The sequence below is a fragment of the Streptomyces sp. NBC_00631 genome, from assembly GCF_045206895.1.
Taxonomy (GTDB): Bacteria; Actinomycetota; Actinomycetes; order Streptomycetales; family Streptomycetaceae; genus Streptomyces.
In genome coordinates this window covers 10,260,485-10,277,652 of record NZ_CP107734.1, presented here as the reverse complement: position 1 = coordinate 10,277,652, position 17,168 = coordinate 10,260,485, and the positions used below count along the sequence as shown (strand labels likewise).

15 protein-coding genes and 2 pseudogenes are annotated in these 17,168 nt (G+C 71.6%); 10 read left to right on the top strand and 7 right to left on the bottom strand.

All coding sequences use genetic code 11. From position 1 onward, the window contains the following. The first annotated feature begins 13 nt into the window (after positions 1–13). Entirely contained in the window at positions 14–871 is an 858-nt protein-coding gene (locus OHB00_RS46325; RefSeq protein WP_406444378.1) for a phytanoyl-CoA dioxygenase family protein, read from the top strand. A 283-nt stretch (positions 872–1,154) separates the two neighbouring features. After that, positions 1,155–1,934: a DUF3592 domain-containing protein gene (locus OHB00_RS46320; RefSeq protein WP_406444376.1), complete on the top strand. Its 780-nt coding sequence runs from the start codon at positions 1,155–1,157 to the stop codon at positions 1,932–1,934. Between the two features lie 157 nt (positions 1,935–2,091). Here the strand turns inward: OHB00_RS46320 and OHB00_RS46315 are convergent, their stop codons facing one another. After that, the gene (locus OHB00_RS46315; RefSeq protein WP_406444375.1) at positions 2,092–2,607 is read right to left on the bottom strand and encodes an IclR family transcriptional regulator C-terminal domain-containing protein; all 516 of its coding nucleotides are present in this window, start codon (positions 2,605–2,607) and stop codon (positions 2,092–2,094) included. Between the two features lie 28 nt (positions 2,608–2,635). Here OHB00_RS46315 and OHB00_RS46310 point away from each other — a divergent pair, with 28 nt between their 5' ends. Next, positions 2,636–2,821 (top strand): hypothetical protein, encoded by a 186-nt coding sequence (locus OHB00_RS46310; RefSeq protein WP_406444373.1) that lies wholly within the window; start codon positions 2,636–2,638, stop codon positions 2,819–2,821. A 313-nt stretch (positions 2,822–3,134) separates the two neighbouring features. Here OHB00_RS46310 and OHB00_RS46305 read toward each other — a convergent pair whose 3' ends face one another. From OHB00_RS46305 to OHB00_RS46295, 3 genes and pseudogenes are all read right to left on the bottom strand, one after another. Beyond that, positions 3,135–4,139: a VOC family protein gene (locus tag OHB00_RS46305; protein WP_406444371.1), complete on the bottom strand. Its 1,005-nt coding sequence runs from the start codon at positions 4,137–4,139 to the stop codon at positions 3,135–3,137. Beyond that, complete coding sequence (locus OHB00_RS46300) at positions 4,136–4,999, bottom strand: alpha/beta fold hydrolase (RefSeq protein ID WP_406444369.1); 864 nt, start codon at positions 4,997–4,999, stop codon at positions 4,136–4,138. The genes OHB00_RS46305 and OHB00_RS46300 overlap by 4 nt, the downstream gene beginning before the upstream one ends. An 8-nt stretch (positions 5,000–5,007) precedes the next feature. Continuing rightward, a pseudogene (locus OHB00_RS46295) lies at positions 5,008–5,769 on the bottom strand (FAD-dependent monooxygenase); the annotation flags it as partial. A 141-nt stretch (positions 5,770–5,910) separates the two neighbouring features. On the opposite strand from OHB00_RS46295, the pseudogene OHB00_RS46290 reads away from it, so the two are divergent. Then, a pseudogene (locus tag OHB00_RS46290) lies at positions 5,911–6,264 on the top strand (TetR/AcrR family transcriptional regulator); the annotation flags it as partial. A gap of 55 nt (positions 6,265–6,319) precedes the next feature. Here OHB00_RS46290 and OHB00_RS46285 read toward each other — a convergent pair. Then, the gene (locus OHB00_RS46285) at positions 6,320–7,042 is read right to left on the bottom strand and encodes an IclR family transcriptional regulator (RefSeq protein WP_406446295.1); all 723 of its coding nucleotides are present in this window, start codon (positions 7,040–7,042) and stop codon (positions 6,320–6,322) included. 107 nt (positions 7,043–7,149) lie between these two features. Between OHB00_RS46285 and OHB00_RS46280 the strand changes: the two genes are divergently transcribed. Genes OHB00_RS46280 through dmpG form a run of 3 tightly spaced genes read left to right on the top strand, consistent with a single transcriptional unit; the run spans position 7,150 to position 9,919 of the window. Beyond that, positions 7,150–7,962 carry a 2-keto-4-pentenoate hydratase gene (locus OHB00_RS46280; protein WP_406444367.1) on the top strand — a complete coding sequence of 271 codons (813 nt, stop codon included), beginning with the start codon at positions 7,150–7,152 and terminating at the stop codon, positions 7,960–7,962. Next, positions 7,959–8,903 (top strand): acetaldehyde dehydrogenase (acetylating), encoded by a 945-nt coding sequence (locus OHB00_RS46275; RefSeq protein WP_406444366.1) that lies wholly within the window; start codon positions 7,959–7,961, stop codon positions 8,901–8,903. Before OHB00_RS46280 ends, OHB00_RS46275 begins: the two co-directional genes overlap by 4 nt. Next, a complete protein-coding gene (gene dmpG / locus OHB00_RS46270) occupies positions 8,900–9,919 on the top strand; it encodes a 4-hydroxy-2-oxovalerate aldolase (RefSeq protein ID WP_406444364.1) in 1,020 nt (339 codons plus the stop codon). The genes OHB00_RS46275 and dmpG overlap by 4 nt, the downstream gene beginning before the upstream one ends. Positions 9,920–10,028: 109 nt before the next feature. Here the strand turns inward: dmpG and OHB00_RS46265 are convergent, their stop codons facing one another. After that, on the bottom strand, positions 10,029–11,132 hold the full coding sequence (locus tag OHB00_RS46265; protein WP_406444362.1) for a sugar ABC transporter substrate-binding protein: 1,104 nt from the start codon (positions 11,130–11,132) through the stop codon (positions 10,029–10,031). Then, positions 11,129–13,660: a SpoIIE family protein phosphatase gene (locus OHB00_RS46260; protein WP_406444360.1), complete on the bottom strand. Its 2,532-nt coding sequence runs from the start codon at positions 13,658–13,660 to the stop codon at positions 11,129–11,131. Before OHB00_RS46260 ends, OHB00_RS46265 begins: the two co-directional genes overlap by 4 nt. 287 nt (positions 13,661–13,947) lie before the next feature. Between OHB00_RS46260 and OHB00_RS46255 the strand changes: the two genes are divergently transcribed. From OHB00_RS46255 to OHB00_RS46245, 3 genes are read left to right on the top strand one after another with little or no spacing between them, the layout of a single operon-like run. Then, entirely contained in the window at positions 13,948–15,036 is a 1,089-nt protein-coding gene (locus tag OHB00_RS46255; RefSeq protein ID WP_406444358.1) for a sugar ABC transporter substrate-binding protein, read from the top strand. Positions 15,037–15,071: 35 nt separating this feature from the next. Next, positions 15,072–15,851 (top strand): ATP-binding cassette domain-containing protein, encoded by a 780-nt coding sequence (locus tag OHB00_RS46250; protein WP_406444356.1) that lies wholly within the window; start codon positions 15,072–15,074, stop codon positions 15,849–15,851. A 5-nt stretch (positions 15,852–15,856) separates the two neighbouring features. Then, complete coding sequence (locus OHB00_RS46245) at positions 15,857–17,128, top strand: sugar ABC transporter permease (protein ID WP_406444355.1); 1,272 nt, start codon at positions 15,857–15,859, stop codon at positions 17,126–17,128. The last annotated feature ends 40 nt before the right edge of the window (positions 17,129–17,168 follow it).

Genomic DNA, 17,168 nt, shown 5'->3' with positions numbered 1-17,168 from the left:
GAAGGGGGACTTGATGACCGACCCCACCGACGACATCGCGGCCCGCTTCCACCGGGACGGATACGCCGTGCTGCCGGGCGCCCTGGCGCCGGCGGAGGTGGCGGAGTTGCGCGCGGAGACCGTGCGGATCTGCCGGGGCGAGCGAGGCTTCGTCGAGGGAGCTCCGCCGCCGGTCGCGGGCGAGAGCGACGACGACACCGTACGGCGGTTCCTGTGCGTGCACTATCCGCACAAGCTGTCGGCGCTGATGCTCGCCACCATGCGCCATCCCGCCGTCGTCACGCCGTTGACCCGGGTGATCGGCCCCGACGTCAAGGCGATGCAGTCGATGCTGTTCGTCAAGTCCGAGGGCAGGCCGGGCCAGGCCTGGCATCAGGACGAGATGTTCATCCCCACCCGGGACAGGTCGCTGACCGCCGCCTGGCTCGCACTGGACGACGCCACCGTCGACAACGGCTGCCTGTGGGTCCTGCCCGGCTCGCACCGCCGCGGCGTCATCTACCCCAACCGGCGCCACGACGACGCCCGTTACGACTGCACGGTCGAGTCCTACGACTTCCCGTACGAGGAGGCGGACGCCCTTCCCGTCGAGATCGCCGCCGGATCGGTGCTGCTCTTCAACGGCTATCTGCTGCACAAGTCGCTGCCCAACACCGGTCGACGGGGCTTCCGCCGGGCTCTGGTCAACCACTACATGAGCGCCTCGTCGCTCCTTCCCTGGGCGCTCCCCGAGACCGACACACCCATGGCCCAGGCGGACTTCCGGGACATCGTGCTGGTCGCGGGCCGGGACCCGTACGCCTACAAGGGCACCACGGACATCCGTACACCCCGGGTACGCCGCGACCGGTCCGGGGGCTGCGACCGGTGAGGCCATGAGGGACCAACGCCCCACCCCGTGACCCCCGCTCCCCCGCTCAGCCCCGGCCCCGCGGTCGTCGACCACCCGTCCGGTTCGGTGTCTCCGGCACCAGGGACGCCGGATCCTACGCGTGCGTCCGGCTGCTGCACGGGAGCGCCCGCCGGGTCTGCCACGGACCTGACCTTCTCCGCCGCGGCCGGGCGACGAGAGAGAGCCGGCGCGGGGCGGCCGGATAGCGCTGCAACCAACGCGGAAGCCGGCGAGTCTCAACTCGTAACGGGTGGAGGCGCCGGTGGATGAGCGCGAGTCTTCGTCGAGTGACGGCCGGGATGCGTACGCCTCGCCCGCCGGGTGGGAGCTGCCGACGGTCGTCGTCGCCATCGTGGTGTGGTGGGTGTTCGGGCCGCTCGGGTCGTTGCGGCTCTACGCTCTCGGCTGGGCGGTGGCGCTGACCGCGGCGCACGGCGTCTTCAGGCTGCTGGCCGGCCACCGGAACCGGGCTCACCACGGGACCGGCGGGATTCCTTCGCCCGGCGGCCGCGTGGCGGCACTGCTGCGGCTCGGTCCGCAGTCGTGGCTGCTGGCCCCTCGCTGGTCCACAGCCCGGAGGGCCGCCGCGGGTTTCCTGGTGTTCGCCGCGCTCGCCGCGGGCATGGGGTGGAACGCCGGCCAGGAGTACCACCTGCTGGCGAACCTCCGGCAGCACGGTTCCCGTACCGACGCCATGGTGGTCGAGATCAGCGGCCGGTCGGAGGAAGGATGGGTGAACTCCGTGGCCGTGCGCTTCGACACTCCTTCCGGCCCCGTGCACACGCATGTCGACGTCCCGAGCAGCTCGGCAACCGATCCGCGACCGGGTATGTACGTCCCCGTCGTGTTCGACCCCGCGCACCCCACCGAGGTCCGCCACATCGCCTACCTCGACGGACGGGACCCCCGCGGAATCCGACAGGGTGCGATCGTGGGCGGTCTGCTCGCCACGGGCTTCCTGGTGGGCACCGTCCGCGTGGTGATGCGCACCCGGCGGCAGACGGAGGCGGACACGCCACCGGAGAGCCGCCCTGGCACCTGAACGCCCCGACCCGGCTGCTGACCTCGCGGTTCCGCTGAGGGACGGCCCACCGCGGGCGGCGACAGTCGTCAGGCCGCGGTCACGCGAGGGCTTGGATCGTCGTGCCGGGATGCCTGCCGAGATCCACGGTGCCGGCGATGTTCCCCGCCCCGCGCCGTCACCGGCCGCGCAGGGCCGCGCCGATCAGCCTTCCCGTCTGCTGTGCCACGCCCACCAGCCGGTCCAGGCTGTGGGCGGGATCGGTCACGACGCTCAGGGATGCCAGCGGTGCGCCGTTCGGGCCGGGGACCGGTACGGCCACACAGCACACGCCGGCCGTGACCTCCTCCCGGTCGAAGGCGGCGCCCCGGGCCCGGATCGCCTCGGCCTGCCGGTGCCAGGACCCGGGCAGCGGGCCCAGCGGGAGCCGCGGACGGCCCCCGGCGACCAGTGCCTTGCCCGCCGCGGTGGACCATGGCCAGATCCCGGCGTCGAGCGGTCGGCCGAGCACCCCGGCGCTGTCGCCGGGCGTCCAGTCGAGCACCAGGGTCTGTCCCTCCCGCAGGACGTTGAGCCCCACCGTGGCGCCCGTGAGGTGCGCGAGGCGGCGGGCCGGCGCGCGGGCGGCGGCGCGCAGGCCGGGGTAGGGCTGCCACGACGTCGTCGGGCCGGCCGGGGATGCCGAGCACCACACACGGCAGGTCGGTGCGCTCGGCCAGCCGGTGCAGCGCGTCCAGGCCTGGCCCGCCGGCCGTCTCCCCCGTCATGTCGAGCAGCACCACGTCGACGTCCGCCCCCGCGAGCAGTGCCTCCGCGGCGCCCACTCCGGGCGCCGTCCCCACCAGCCGGACTTCTTCCTCGTTCTCCAGGAGGTGCGCGAGGCCCTGGAGGTAGATCCTGACCGGTGAGATCACGGCCACCCGGATCACCTGCGTCCTTGCCGTCCCACTGGTCACTCTGTCGTCCACACGGTCCGTACGGCCCATACCTCTGCGTCCCCCGCTGTGTACCGGCGCTCGCCCCGGCGATCTGGATCCGCCCTGGCCCGGCGCCTCGTTGGCCCACCAGGCTGCTCCCAGGGGCCCCGGCTGTCACGGCCGGTTCCGGTCACCGGACCGGACGGCCGCGAACCCGCTCACAGCGCAGGGCCCTTCCGCGGACCGGCGGGACGGCGGGAGATCACGGGCGGGCCGGGCCCGAGGGCCGGCCCGGCCGGGGCCGTCAGTCGTCGGGAATGCCTGTGCCGCTGAGGGCGGGGACCGTGCTCTCGGGGTGGATGAGGGAACGGGCGCCGAGCCGGAACTGTTCGAGCTTGTCCACGATGGTCTGGCCCACCGGTTCGTGACCCCAGATGCTGATGCCCTGGTGGGTGCTGGGTTCCCAGGTGGTCTCGTCGATCACGAGGGGGTTCCAGCCCACTTCCCACTCGAAGCCGGAGGGGGTGCGGGCGTAGTAGGAGAGTTCCTTGTCGTTGGTGTGCCGGCCGACCGACAGGGCCATGTCGAAGCCGAGTTCGCAGACACGGTCGTAGCTCTGCGCCAGGTCGTCCAGGCGGGCGGCCTCGATGTTGAGGTGCTGGACGCGGGTGCGGACCGGGTCGATCGGCAGGCCCTTCACGGCGGCGATGGCGATGGAGTGGTGGCGCTCGTTGACCCGCAGGAAGCGGATCTTGAGCTTGACACCGCTGATCGTCTCGTCGATGCAGTCCGTCAGGCGCGCGTCGAAGACGGTGTCGTAGTAGCCGCGCATCAGGGTGGGCCTGGCGGAGGTGATCGCGACATGGCCCATGCCGGAGTCGCCGGTGACCCAGCCCGAGGAGAGCATCCGCAACGGCTCGGACGAGACCACCGGGGTGGTGTAGATCTCCTGGGCGATGCCCTTGGGGCCGGGGAAGCGCAGCAGGCGTTCGACGCCGCGCAGGGCGGCCTCCTCGGCGGAGCCCTGGACGACGGGCACGCCATGGGCGCGGAGCCGGGCCTCGATCTGCTCGAAGGAGGCGTGGTCGTCGATGTGCCAGCCGATCGCCGTGACGTCCTCGGCGGGACCCCGCCGCAGCAGGAAGCGGCACTCCTGGTCGTCGAGACGGAAGCGCATCAGGTCGTGGGAGAGGTCGTCGCGGTGCATGCCGATGGCGTCGGTGCCGAAGCGGCGCCAGTCCGTGAAGCGGTCGGTCTCGACGACGATGTAGCCGAGGTGGACCGAGCCGAAGACGGAGGTGACGTTCATCGCCGGCCTGCCAGGAAGTCGGCGCACAGCCTGTTGAACAGTTCGGCGCGCTCCCACTGCACCCAGTGCCCGGTGTTGGCCACCTCGTACAGGTCGCAGTTGGGCATCCGGTCGGCCAGCATCCGGCCACCGGACGGGCGGTTGACCCGGTCCGCCGCCCCCCACAGCACCAGGGTCGGCACCGGCAGCCGGGACAGCCGCTTGTCGCGCGTGAAGTCCATCTTCCATACGGCGCGCAGGTCCTTCGGGCGCTGCAGCGGCGGGTTGGCGACCACTTCGGGGTCGATGCTCGCCTCGTAGCGGGCGTCGATGACCGAGTCCGGTACCTGGGCGGCGTTGAAGACAAGGTAGTTGCGGATGAACTTCTCCAGTTTCAGCCGCGACGGGCCGTCCCCGGTGTAGTAGCCGAGCAGGCTGTTGAGTCCGGGCGTGGGAAGGGCGCGGGTGGTGCCGATGCCGCCGGGGCCCATCAGCACCATGCGGTCGACCCGGTCGGGGGTGTCCAGGGCCAGGCGCAGAGCGCAGGCGCCGCCGTAGGAGTTGCCGACGAAGTGGGCTTTCCCCAGGCCGAGTTGATCGAGGACTCCACGGATACCGGTGGCGAGGGCGCCGAAGGGGTCGGCGAGGTCGATGCCCTTGCTGCTGCGGCCGTAGCCGGGCAGGTCGGGGATGATGACCCGGTGTTCCTTGGCCAGTTCGGCGATGTTGCGGCTGTAGTTGGAGACGCCGGAGGCGCCGGGGCCGCCGCCGTGCAGCAGCAGGACGGGCGCTCCCTTCCCGGTCTCGGCGACGAAGATCTTCCTGCCTGCGACGTCGAGCAGGGACTCCTGCGTCACGGGCGGCTCAGGATGCGTGGTCATGGTGGTCCTCACTTGGCGGTCGAGGTGGCCTGTCGGGATTCCGGAGCGAACCCGGCCGGGGGCGGCGGGAGTCGGGCACCGGCGGGGGCAGCGGCGTAGACGTAGGCGTCGGGGCGCAGGGCGAGGGTGGTCACGTTGTGCTCCATCAGCCAGGGCAGCAGAACGCCGTCGCTGTCGACGACCGCGCCCTCGGCCGGGCGTGAGCCCACCGGCAGGACAGCCAGCGACGGCACGCCGAGGCGCTGCCACGCCAGTTGCGGGCTCGCGGACCCGAGTTGCAGCAGCAGCCAGCCACCGCCCAACGCGTCGTCCAGGCGGACTCTTTCGCCGCCGGGTCCGGTCACCCGGGGCTGCGGGATCTGGTGACCGGTGGCCTTGGTGCGGGGGCGGGCCTGGAGGCCGTCGGCGTAGCGGGCGACGGGGATCCAGTCGGAGTCCTGCAGCCAGTCGCTGAAACCCCCGATGCGGCTCAGCGCCGGCATCACCGCGTCCCGGGTCCGGGTGACCGCGCGTCTGCGCTCGGTGATCATCCGGCCGACGAACACGGCCCGCCTGGTGACCTCTTTGACGTGCGGCTTGCGTTCGGCCTCGTAGGAGTCGAGGACCGACTCGGGCAGCTCGCCGCGCAGCACCGCCCGCAGCTTCCAGCACAGGTTCGCCGCGTCGCGCACGCCGGCCGCCATGCCCTGGCCGATCCACGGCGGCATCGCGTGCGCCGCGTCCCCGGCGAGGAAGACCCGGCCCACCCGGAACCGGGCCGCGAAGCCGATCACCGCTACGTCGTAGGTACCGCCCCCGGCACTCTCCGCGGCGCTCTTCTCACTCACCAGGCCACCTCACCGTGTCCCTCGACCCTTGCTGTAGCGTCCACTACAATTGGAACGGTCGCTACGTTAATTTGGGTGTGGAATATGGTCAAGAGCCGCAAGGGCGGAAGGGCGTACTCGACGACCAGGCCGCAGACGGCACTCAAGAAGCGCGCGAACGGAGTGGAGTCCCGGCAGAAGATCCTCGACGCCACCGTGGAGATCGCGGGCGAGCGCGGGTACGAGGGCACGTCCATCGCCGCGGTCAGCGCCAAGTGCGGGCTGCCGGCCAGTTCGATCTACTGGCACTTCAAGGACAAGGACGACCTGATCGCCGCAGTCATCGAACGCAGCTTCGAGACCTGGCCGGCCGCCGTGGAACTGCCGGGCAAGGAGGCGGACACCCCCCTGGAACGGGCCACCGCCATGGCCGCGAACGTGGCACGGTCACTGGTCGACGAGAAGGCGAAGCCGGATCCCCGCCGGGAGACCTCACGCCGCGGATCCGCGGCGGTCAGCGGCCGTCGCGGAGCACCCGGGACAGCCCCAAGGCTGCCGTCCGGACCGCGGGGGCCAGCTGCGCGGGGCGGTAGCGTTCACGGGGTACGGCCACCGACAGAGCGGCCACCACGGCGCCGCCGGCGAAGACGGGGGCGGCGATACAGCTCACCTCCGAAGCGGCCTCCTGCTCTTCGTAGGCGAGCCCGGAGACCTGGATCTTCTCCAGCGCCAGGCGCAGGCGGTCCGGGTCGGTGATGGAGTGCGGGGTGAGGCTCGGCAGCGGGCGTGACAGGACGTCCTCCAGCAGTTCCGCACCGGAGAAGGCGAGCAGGGCCTTGCCGACGCCGGTGCAGCTCAGCGGGAGGCTGCCGCCGATGCGCGAGGGCAGCCTGAGGGCCTCATGACCGTGGATGCGTTCGAGATAGACGACGTCCATGCCGTCCCGCACGCCGAGATGGACGGTCTCACGGGTGGCCTCGAACAGATCCTGGAGGAAAGGCAGGGCCGCCTCCCGCAGATCGAGGCGGTGCGGCACCAGCGAGCCCAGCTCGAACAGCTTCGCGCCCAGCCGGTAGTGCGGGCCGGTCCGCTCCAGCCACCCCAGCCGGACGAGGTCCCCCGCCAGCCGGTGGACCGTCGGCTTGGGCAGACCGGTGCACTCCGAAAGTTCCGAGAGCCGGAAGGGTCCCCCGGTCGGGCTGAAGCAGTCAAGAATGATCGCGGCCTTTTCCAACATATTGCCGCTCAGGTTGTTCCGTGTCACGGAACAGAGTTTGTCCATTCGCCAGTCCGCTGTCTATATCGAAGGCGAACCACCCCTTTCTCTGCTTCTGGAGACGCCCCATGGCGAATACCACTTTCTCGGCCGTGGTCAAGGCCGCCGATCTGCTGGCGGAGGCCACCCGTACCGGTGTCGCCTGCCCGCCGGTGCGTGAGCTGTTCGACGACGGCGGCGACCTGGAGACCGCGTACGCCGTGCAGCAGCTGAACGTCCGGCGCGGTCTGGACGCCGGCCGCCGGATCGTCGGCCGCAAGATCGGTCTGACCTCCACCGCCGTGCAACGTCAACTCGGCGTGGGCCGCCCCGACTTCGGTGCCCTCTTCGCCGACATGGCGGTGCCGGACGGCGGCCGGGTGGCCGGCGGCCGGCTGCTCCAGCCCAGGGTGGAGGCCGAGGTCGCGCTCGTGATCGGCCGGGACCTGCCGCATCGGGAGTGCACGGTCGTGGACGTGGTGCGTGGGGTCGACTTCGCGCTGCCCGCGCTGGAGATCGTCGACAGCCGGGTGCGGGGCTGGGACATCTCCCTGGTCGACACCGTCGCCGACAACGCCTCCTGCGGCCTGTACGTGCTGGGCGCGACGCCGGTACCGCTCACCGCCGTCGACCTGCGCGCCGTAACCATGTCCATGACGCGGAACGGCGGGACCGTCTCCGAGGGGACCGGCGCCGACTGCCTCGACGGCCCCCTGAACGCGGCGGTCTGGCTGGCCTCGGCGCTCGCCGAACGGGGCGATCCGCTGCGCGCGGGCGACCTGGTCCTCACCGGCGCCCTCGGCCCGATGACGCCCGCCGAGCCGGGTGACGTGTTCGAGGCCCGCATCTCGGGGCTCGGTGCCGCACAGGTCCGCTTCGCCACGGAAGGAGACGCCCGGTGAGCACCAGAACCAAGGTCGCCGTCATAGGTTCCGGCAACATCGGCACCGACCTCATGATCAAGATCCTGCGCCTGTCGGAGACCCTGGAGATCGCCGCCATGGCCGGCATCGACCCGGACTCCGACGGCCTGGCCCGGGCCCGCCGTCTGAAGGTGGCCACGACGCACGAGGGCGTGGCGGGGCTGGTCGCCCTGGACGAGTTCGCGGACGTCGAGATCGTCTTCGACGCCACCTCGGCCGGCGCCCACCGCCACCACGACGCGGTGCTTCGGCCGCTGGGCCGCACCCTCGTCGACCTCACCCCCGCCGCGATCGGCCCGTACGTGGTCCCGCCGGTCAACGGAACCGACCACCTCGACGCCCCCAACGTCAACATGGTCACCTGCGGCGGACAGGCCACCATCCCCGTCGTCGCCGCAGTCGACGCCGTGACCCCGGTCCACTACGGCGAGATCGTCGCCTCCATCTCCTCCCGCTCCGCCGGCCCCGGCACCCGCGCCAACATCGACGAGTTCACCGAGACCACCTCGTCCGCGATCGAGAAGGTGGGCGGCGCGGCCCGCGGCAAGGCGATCATCGTCCTCAACCCGGCCGAACCCCCGCTGATCATGCGGGACACCGTGCACTGCCTGGTCTCCGACTGCGCCACCGAGGCCGTCACCGCGTCCGTCGAGGAGATGGTCGGCCGCGTCCAGGCCTACGTGCCCGGCTACCGCCTCAAGCAGCAGGTCCAGTACGACCGTGTGGCCGCCGACGACCCGCTGCGCACCCTTGTCCCCGGCACCGACGGGGCCCTGAAGGTGTCCGTCTTCCTCGAAGTCGAGGGCGCCGCGCACTACCTGCCCGCCTACGCCGGCAACCTCGACATCATGACCTCGGCCGCGCTGCGCACCGCGGAGCGCATGGCCGCCTGCCGCGCCCCGGAGGTGGCGTCCCGATGACCCGTCTGTACGTCCAGGACGTCACCCTGCGGGACGGCATGCACGCCGTCCGCCACCGCTACACCGTCGACCAGGCCCGCACCGTCGCCGCCGCCCTCGACGCGGCCGGAGTCGCGGCCATCGAGATCGCCCACGGCGACGGCCTCGCGGGCTCCAGCGTCACCTACGGTGTGGGCGCCCACACCGACTGGGAGTGGATCGAGGCGGTGGTGGACGCCACGCAGCACGCGGTGCCCACGACCCTGCTCCTGCCCGGCATCGGCACCCTGCACGATCTCCGGCAGGCACACGCTCTCGGTGTCCGCTCCGTTCGCGTCGCCACGCACTGCACCGAGGCCGACATCTCCGCCCAGCACATCTCCGCGGCCCGGGACCTGGGCATGGACGTGGCCGGGTTCCTGATGATGTCCCATATGGCCGAGCCCGCCGAACTGGCCCGCCAGGCCAAGCTGATGGAGTCCTACGGCGCCCACTGCGTGTACGTCACCGATTCCGGCGGCCGGCTCACCATGGACGGCGTCCGCGACCGTTTCCGCGCCTACCGGGACGTCCTGGAACCGACGACGGCACTGGGCATCCACGCCCACCACAACCTCGCTCTCGGTGTCGCCAACACCGTCGTCGCCGTCGAGAGCGGCGCCGTACGGGTGGACGCGTCCCTCGCCGGACAGGGCGCGGGCGCGGGCAACTGCCCACTGGAGGCGTTCGTGGCCGTCGCCGACCTGATGGGCTGGGACCACGCCTGCGACCTGTTCCCCCTCATGGACGCCGCCGACGATCTCGTGCGGCCGCTGCAGGACCGCGAGGTGCGGGTGGACCGCGAGACCCTCAGCCTCGGCTACGCGGGCGTCTACTCCAGCTTCCTCCGCCACGCCGAGACCGCCGCCGCCCGCTACGGCCTGGACACCCGCGGCATCCTCGTCGAGGCCGGCCGGCGGCGCATGGTCGGCGGGCAGGAGGACATGATCACCGACATCGCCCTGGACCTGGCCGCCCGCGCGGACGCCACGCCCTGATCCGGTCCCCCGGTGGGCCCTTGGCGGCCCGGCAGGGCGGCCGGGACGCCGGTCCGGGGGCGGTGGCTGCGCCGGCCCGCAACAGGCCCTCGTGCCGGCCCCCGCCCGGCTACGGAGTCAGCCCTGCCTTCGCGCAGGCGGACCGCAGCTGCGGTGTGCAGATCTGGGCGATGGTGTACACGCCGTCCTTGACGAGGGTCTGCTCGATGTTGGCGGTTGTCACGGCCACGGGGGTGAGGAGCACCGACGGGATGTGGTGGGTGGTGGGGCTGTCGGTCGTCGTCGGGGCGATGGTGTGCAGTTTCTCGCCGCGGCCCAGGTCGACGGCCATGGCAGCGGCCGCTTCGGCTTCGGCGCGGAAGGACTTGTACACCGTCATGGACTGCTCGCCGTCGACGATGCGCCGCACCGCGTCGAGGTCGGCGTCCTGGCCGGTGACCGGGGGAAGGGGCCGGACGTGGGCGGTCTTGAGCGCCGAGATGACGCCTGCGGCCATGGCGTCGTTGGCGGCCAGGACGCCGTCGATCCGGCCCGGGCCCAGGGCCGAGACGGCCGCGGACATGTTGGCGTTCGCGTTGTCCGTGCTCCAGCCCGGGGTGTCGTAGGAACGGCCGATCCTCACCTTGCCCCGCAGGACGGACAGTGCGCCCCTCTTGTACGACGCGGCGTTGGCGCTGGTCGGGTCGCCGTTCATCATGACGATGGTCCTGTCCTCGGTCGGGGCGTGCATGGCCTTCAGGAGAGCCTGGCCCTGCAGCGTGCCGACCTCTACGCCGTCGAAGCTGACGTAGCCCGAGATCGGGCCGTCGGCGAGCCTGTCGTAGGCGACGACGGGGACGCCCGCGTTGTGCGCCTCCTGGACGGTGGAGCGCAGCGCCCGGTTGTCGGTGGCGCCGAGGACGATGACCCTGACCCCCTTGGTGATCATGGCGATCATCTGTTGCCGCTGGACGGTCGAGTCGTCGTCGGCGTTGGCATAGGCGACGTCGCAGTGCGGGCAGAGCTGTTTGACCCGTTGCTCGATCAGCGGCTTGTCGGAGTTCTCCCAGCGTGGCACCACCCGGCTCGGCAGCAGCAGGCCGACGGTGAAGCTGTCCGTGGTGGCTGTCCCGTCTCCGGTACAGGCGGCCGACGGCACGGCCAGCACGCCTGCGACCAGCGCGCCGACGACATACCGCGCACGAGACGCCACGCGTTGCCTGCGATACGTCATGATCGGTCACCGTCCTCGGCGCCCGGGTCCGCGCCCACGGAAACGGGTTCACGGCGCGGTACCGCTATCTCGCTGCACACCTGCTTGCCGCCGGCCATCGGCATGGTGCCGAAGGACTCCGACACCGCCTCGACCAGGAGCAGCCCCCGGCCGCCGGTCGACTCCCAGTCCACGATCACAGGCCTGGCGGGCGCCCGCGGAGAGGAGTCGCTCACACAGACACGCACCCGGCCACCGCGGAGCGTCAGTTCGAGGCGGACCGGACCCTGGGTGTGCACCAAGGCGTTGGTGACGAGTTCTGACACCACCAGCAGCACCGGGTCGGTGGCTTCCTCGACCTTCCAGCGGCGCAGCGTGCGCGCGGTGAAGCGGCGGGCGTGCATGACGGCGTCGGGCAGCCGCCACACCGCCCAGCCCGAGCGGATCGGCCGGGTCTTCATGCCGTCGTAGCGCAGCAACAGCAGCGCCACGTCGTCCTCGCGACGACCGTGGTCGCCCAGCAGCTCGTCGGCCACCCGCCCGGGATCCGACGGGTCGGCCGTGGCGAGGGTGGCAAGGGCGCGGCGCATGCCCTCGTCCAGGGGCAGATCGGCGGCCTCGACCAGACCGTCGGTGACCAGGGCGAGCAGCGTTCCGGGCGTCAGCGCCACCGCGGTCATCGGGAAGTCGGCCTCCATGGAAATGCCCAATGGAAGGCCGCCCTCGACCTCGACCTCCTCGGTGCTGCCGTCGGGATGGCGCAGCAGCGGAGCGACGTGCCCGGCCCGGACGAACAGGACGTCGCCCTCGTCCACGTCCAGTTCGGCGTAGCAGCAGGTGGCGAACAGATCCGTCTCCATGCCGACGAGGAGGCGGTTGGCATGGGAGACGACCACGTCGGGCGGGTGGCCCTCCACCGCGTACGCCCTGACCGCGGTACGCATCTGTCCCATGATCGTCGCGGCTGCGGCGCTGTGGCCCTGCACGTCGCCGATGACCAGCGCCACCCGGTCCTCGGAGAGGGCGATCACGTCGTACCAGTCGCCGCCCACCTGCAGTCCCCGCCGGGCGGGCAGATAGCGGGCGACGGCGATCCCGCCGGGAAGCTCGGGCAGACGCCGCGGCAGGAGGCTGCGCTGCAGCATCGTCGCGAGTTCCTGTTCGGCGTCATGGGCGTGGGCGCGGGTGAGGGCCTGGCCGGCCAGTGAGGCGGTGGCGATGAGCAGCGAACGTTCCTCGGGGAGGAACTCGTGCGGCCGGTCCCAGCCGATCAGGCACACGCCGACGGCCCGGCCCTTGGCGGGCAGCGGCAGGACGGCAAGGCCTCCTGGGCCGATGCCGTCGAGTCCCGGTTCGAAGGCAGTGCCTGCCGGCCGCAGGTCCATACGTCCGTCTCGCAGAGCCGTCTGCAGGGTGGGCAGGGCACTGAGGGGTGCGTCGGGCCATTCCGAGCGCCACTGGAGACGCCATGTCCGCGGCCAGGCGGCGGGCTGCGGCGGGTCGAGCAGAGTCACCTGGAGCCGTTCGTCCTGCAGCTCGGCGAGTGCCACCCGGTCGGCGCTCAGGGGCTCGCGCAGGGCGGTGACGACCACGTGGCTGACGTCGCGCACGGTGGTGGCCTCGTCGAGTGCGGCGGTCAGCCACTGGATCCGGGAGACGTCGTCGGCCCCCCGGTGCAGGACCGAGGTCGCCGTCACCACACCCAGCACCTGCTCCGGCCTGCCGTCGGTACCCGCCGCCACACGGCACCTCAGGCTCAGCCAGCGCATCTCACCGGTGGGGTAGCGGACGCGGAAGTCCAGTTCGCGTCGGCCGAACGTCCGGGTGGACGGCTCCAGCACCGACATCAGCGCGGGCAGGTCTTCCGGCAGGGCGTGCGCGAGCAGGGAGTCCGCCTTGCCGTCGAAGTCGTCCGGCTTGATGCCGACCAGTTCGCGGAGCGTCTCGTCCGCCTCGATCACGCCGGTTTCCGGCACCAGGACGAAGGAACCCACGCCCATACGGCGCAGCGCGGAAGCCAGGGGGGCCGACGGCGGCCCTCCCTCGGCCCCCGCCTCCAGTACGCCGGCGACCGCGTTGGCGTAGCGCTCCAGGAAGCGCTGCTGCTCGGCTTCGAAACCGTTCTCGCCGGCGCCCACCACGACGAGGCAGCCGAGCCGTCCGTCCTCGGCACCCAGGGGCAACGCGCCGAGCGATGTCCGGCCTCGCGGCGGCATCGGACATCCCTCGGGACAGGAGGCGAGGGCCGCGGGGGTCAGCCACACGGCGTGGGAGGCGCGGAAGGCGCGGGCCGCGGGTGAGCCGCCGGACAGGGCCAGGCGCTCCGGCAGTCCGTACTCGCCGGGGGCGCATCCGGCCGTGTCCACCGAGCGAAGGCCGTCAGAACCCGCGTCGGGCACATAGAGCACGACCAGCGCCGCTCCGGCGAAGGTCAGGGCGCGGATGCCCGCGGGGGTCTCCGGCCCCGGCGGTGAGCCGGTGCCCGCGACGCCGGGCCCGGACGTACCCGGCTGTGGGAGTCCGGCCCGGGCGCTGCCGTGGTGAGGCATGTCCGCATCCACCTCCCGTCCGCGCCGGGGGTGCCGACCTGCTGCCACTGCGCACTCCCCCTCACCAGAATCGCATAGAGGGGCAAACGTGACAGGTTGCCACATGTCGGCCGCGTGGCACCGAGTTCGCAGTTCACCGTGGCCGGTGTCAGACTGGCGAGGCGGTGGTTTTGCCGCTTTCACCCGATATGGGCGAGTGCGGGCCGAGACCTCGCCTCGCTCCGGCGCGCCACGCCGCTGCACCGCGGTCGCAGCCGCACGGCTTCGGGAGGAGGGAGGCCTCGCGCATGAATGCCTGCGTCCGGGACACCGCCCTTGCCCTGGCGGCGGTCTCGACGGCCGTGTCCCTCACCGCCTGCGGATCGGGCGCCGGGAACACCTCCGGCTCGGGGAGCGCGCGGACGATCGGCGTGCTGCTGCCGGACTCCACCACCGCCCGCTGGGAGACGCAGGACAGGCCCCTGCTGGAACAGAAGATCCGGCAGCTGTGCGGCGACTGCAGGATCGAGCACGCCGACGCCAAGGGCGACGTGGCCCTCCAGCAGGAACAGATGGACTCGTCGATCGCCCATGGGGTCGACGCCATCGTGCTGGCGGCCGTCGACGCCCGGGCCATGGGTGCCTCGGTGGGAAGAGCGGCTGCCGCGCACATCCCGGTCATCGCCTACGACCGCCTCGCCGAGGGCCCGATCTCGGGCTACGTCTCCTTCGACGGCGAGGACGTCGGCAGACTCCAGGGCAAGGCGCTGCTGACGGCCATGGGCGCCAAGGCGCACGGCGGCCGGATCGTGATGATGAACGGCGACCCCGGTGACCCCAACGCGCTGTCGTTCAAGCAGGGCGCGCTGTCCGAACTCCAGGGGAAGGTGACGATCGCCAAGCAGTACGACACCCCGCAGTGGAGCACGGAGGCGGCAGACCTGAACATGGCCGCAGCCATCTCCGCCCTGGGCGCCGACAGCATCAACGGCGTCTACGCCGCCAACGACGGGCTCGCCGCCGGCAGTATCGCCGCCCTCAAGGCCGACAAGGTCAGCCCGTTGCCACCCGTCACCGGGCAGGACGCCGAGCTCGCGGCCGTACGACGCATTGTGGGCGGGGACCAGTACATGACGGTCTACAAGCCCTTCGGACCCGAGGCCGCCGCGGGCGGCGCCATGGCCGTGGCCGCCGCGCGTGGCCGGCCCCTCGACGAGGTGGCCACCAGACGGGTGAAAACCCGCAGCGGCGCGGAAGTTCCGGCCGTGCTGCTCACCCCGGTGTCCGTGACCCTTGCCACCATCAAGAACACCTTGGTGAAGGACGGCGTGTACACGCTCGGACAGATCTGCGGCCCGCCACTCGTGCGTGACTGCCACAAGGCCGGACTGACCTGACAGGCGGGACCGGCCGCCCCGGGCCCCGGAAGGAGATGATTCCCTTGCCGCCCCCCTTGCTCGCCCTGCACGGCGTGTGCAGGCGGTTCGGAGTCGTCGAGGTCCTCCGGGACATCGAGCTGGAAATCCACGCCGGCGAGGTCCTCGCTCTGCTGGGCGACAACGGAGCCGGCAAGTCCACCCTGGTCAAGGTGATCTCCGGGGTCGCTCCCGCGGACAAGGGGAGCATCGAGTGGGAGGGCCGGCCCGTTCACATCCGGCGTCCCCAGGAAGCCCGGGACCTCGGCATCGCCACCGTCTACCAGGACCTGGCGCTGTGCGGAAGCCTCGACGTCGTCGGCAACCTCTTCCTCGGACGGGAGATCCGCAGGTTCGGCTTCCTCGACGAGGTCGAGATGGAGCGCCGCACCACGCAGCTGTTGGAGCGCCTGACCCGGAGCGTCCCCGATCTGCGCGGCCCCCTGGTGTCACTGTCCAGCGGGCAGCGGCAGACCGTCGCCATCGCCCGCTCGCTTCTCGGCGACCCGCGCGTCCTCCTTCTGGACGAACCGACCGCGGCGCTGGGGTTCGAGCAGACCACCGAGGTCCTCGACCTCGTCGACCGCCTCCGCGACCAGGGCCTGGGGATTCTGCTCATCAGCCACAACATGGGTGACGTGAAGGCCCTCGCGGACCGGGCCGCCGTGCTGCGGCTCGGCCGCAACAACGGCTTCTTCGACGTGAGCACCACCTCCCAGGAGCAGATCGTCTCCTCCATCACGGGCGCCACGGACAACGTGCCCCGCCGGCCGGCCCACCGAGATGCCGAGTGGTGAAAGGGATGCGTGACATGCCGGACGAGACGCGGGCCGATCCCACGGCAGCCACCGCGAAAGCCCGTCAGAACCATGCCGGGCGGGCCGTCGGCCGTGCCGTGGCGGACTGGATCGCCGTCCGGCGGCGCCGGCTGAGCGCCGGTGAGCTGGGCTACCTGCCCGTCACCCTGGTCCTCGCCGCGGTCTGGATCATCTTCCAGGGCCTGGATTCCACCTTCCTCTCGCCCCGCAACCTGTCCAACCTCAGCGTGGACATCGTGGGCACGGGTTTCATCGCGGTGGGCATCGTCTTCGTGCTCCTGCTCGGTGAACTCGACCTGTCGGTCGGCTCGGTCAGCGGGTTCGCCGCCGCGGTCTTCGCGGTGCTCAACGTCAACAACGGCGTGCCGGAGTGGCTCGCCCTGATCGCCGCAGTGCTCACGGGCACCGCGGCGGGAACGGTCCAGGGGTACTCCATCGCCAGGACCCGGGTGCCGGCCTTCGTGGTCACCCTCGCCGGGCTGCTGACGTGGAACGGCCTCATGCTCGCCATCCTCGGCACCAGCGGCACCATCAACCTCGACGAGGACGGACTCATCGCCCATCTCACCGGCTACTACTTCACCAACGCCGGCGTCGGGTACGCGGTGGCGGCGCTCGCCACGGCTCTGGTCTTCCTCGCCTCCTACCTGGACAGGCGCCGCCGCAGGGCCGTAGGCATGCCGCACCGCCCGCTGCACACCATCGCGGTGCGCACAGGAGCAGTGGCGGTGATCGCGTTCGGCTCCGTCTACCTGCTGAACCAGTTCCAGGGCCTGCCGCTGGCTCTGCTGATCTTCCTCGTCACGGTGGCGGGCCTCGACATCGTGCTCCGGCGCACGCACTACGGCCGGCAGGTCTACGCACTGGGGAGCAGCGTCGAGGCATCCCGTCGCGCCAGCCTGAACGTGACCGCCGTACAGACGGCCGTGCTCGCGGTCTCGGGCACCCTGGCGGCGACCGGTGGCCTGTTCCTGGCCTCGCGCATCACGTCGGTGAGCCAGAACTCCGGCTCCGGCGTCCTGCTGCTCAACGCGATCGCCGCCGCCGTCATCGGCGGCACCAGCCTGTTCGGAGGACGCGGTACGACCTGGTCCGCGGTGCTCGGCATACTGGTCATCCAGTCGATCGCCTCGGGTATGGCCCTCACCGACACGCCCACCGCCGTCCAGCTGGTGATCACGGGCGGGGTGCTCTTCGTCGCGGTGGTCCTCGACTCACTGTCCCGACACACTCTGCAGGCGCACGGGCGCGCCTGAGACGGGATTCGTAGGGGGGTTCCTCCCGCACGTATATTGG

Bases quoted from the DNA above. Each gene is read 5' to 3' on its own strand.
- OHB00_RS46305 (WP_406444371.1), bottom strand. From the start codon at position 4,139: ATGAACGTCACCTCCGTCTTCGGCTCGGTCCACCTCGGCTACATCGTC.
- OHB00_RS46250 (WP_406444356.1), top strand. From the start codon at position 15,072: ATGATTCCCTTGCCGCCCCCCTTGCTCGCCCTGCACGGCGTGTGCAGG.
- OHB00_RS46260 (WP_406444360.1), bottom strand. From the start codon at position 13,660: ATGCCTCACCACGGCAGCGCCCGGGCCGGACTCCCACAGCCGGGTACG.
- OHB00_RS46245 (WP_406444355.1), top strand. From the start codon at position 15,857: ATGCGTGACATGCCGGACGAGACGCGGGCCGATCCCACGGCAGCCACC.
- OHB00_RS46255 (WP_406444358.1), top strand. From the start codon at position 13,948: ATGAATGCCTGCGTCCGGGACACCGCCCTTGCCCTGGCGGCGGTCTCG.
- OHB00_RS46300 (WP_406444369.1), bottom strand. From the start codon at position 4,999: ATGACCACGCATCCTGAGCCGCCCGTGACGCAGGAGTCCCTGCTCGAC.
- dmpG (WP_406444364.1), top strand. From the start codon at position 8,900: ATGACCCGTCTGTACGTCCAGGACGTCACCCTGCGGGACGGCATGCAC.
- OHB00_RS46280 (WP_406444367.1), top strand. From the start codon at position 7,150: ATGGCGAATACCACTTTCTCGGCCGTGGTCAAGGCCGCCGATCTGCTG.
- OHB00_RS46285 (WP_406446295.1), bottom strand. From the start codon at position 7,042: ATGTTGGAAAAGGCCGCGATCATTCTTGACTGCTTCAGCCCGACCGGG.
- OHB00_RS46325 (WP_406444378.1), top strand. From the start codon at position 14: ATGACCGACCCCACCGACGACATCGCGGCCCGCTTCCACCGGGACGGA.
- OHB00_RS46265 (WP_406444362.1), bottom strand. From the start codon at position 11,132: ATGACGTATCGCAGGCAACGCGTGGCGTCTCGTGCGCGGTATGTCGTC.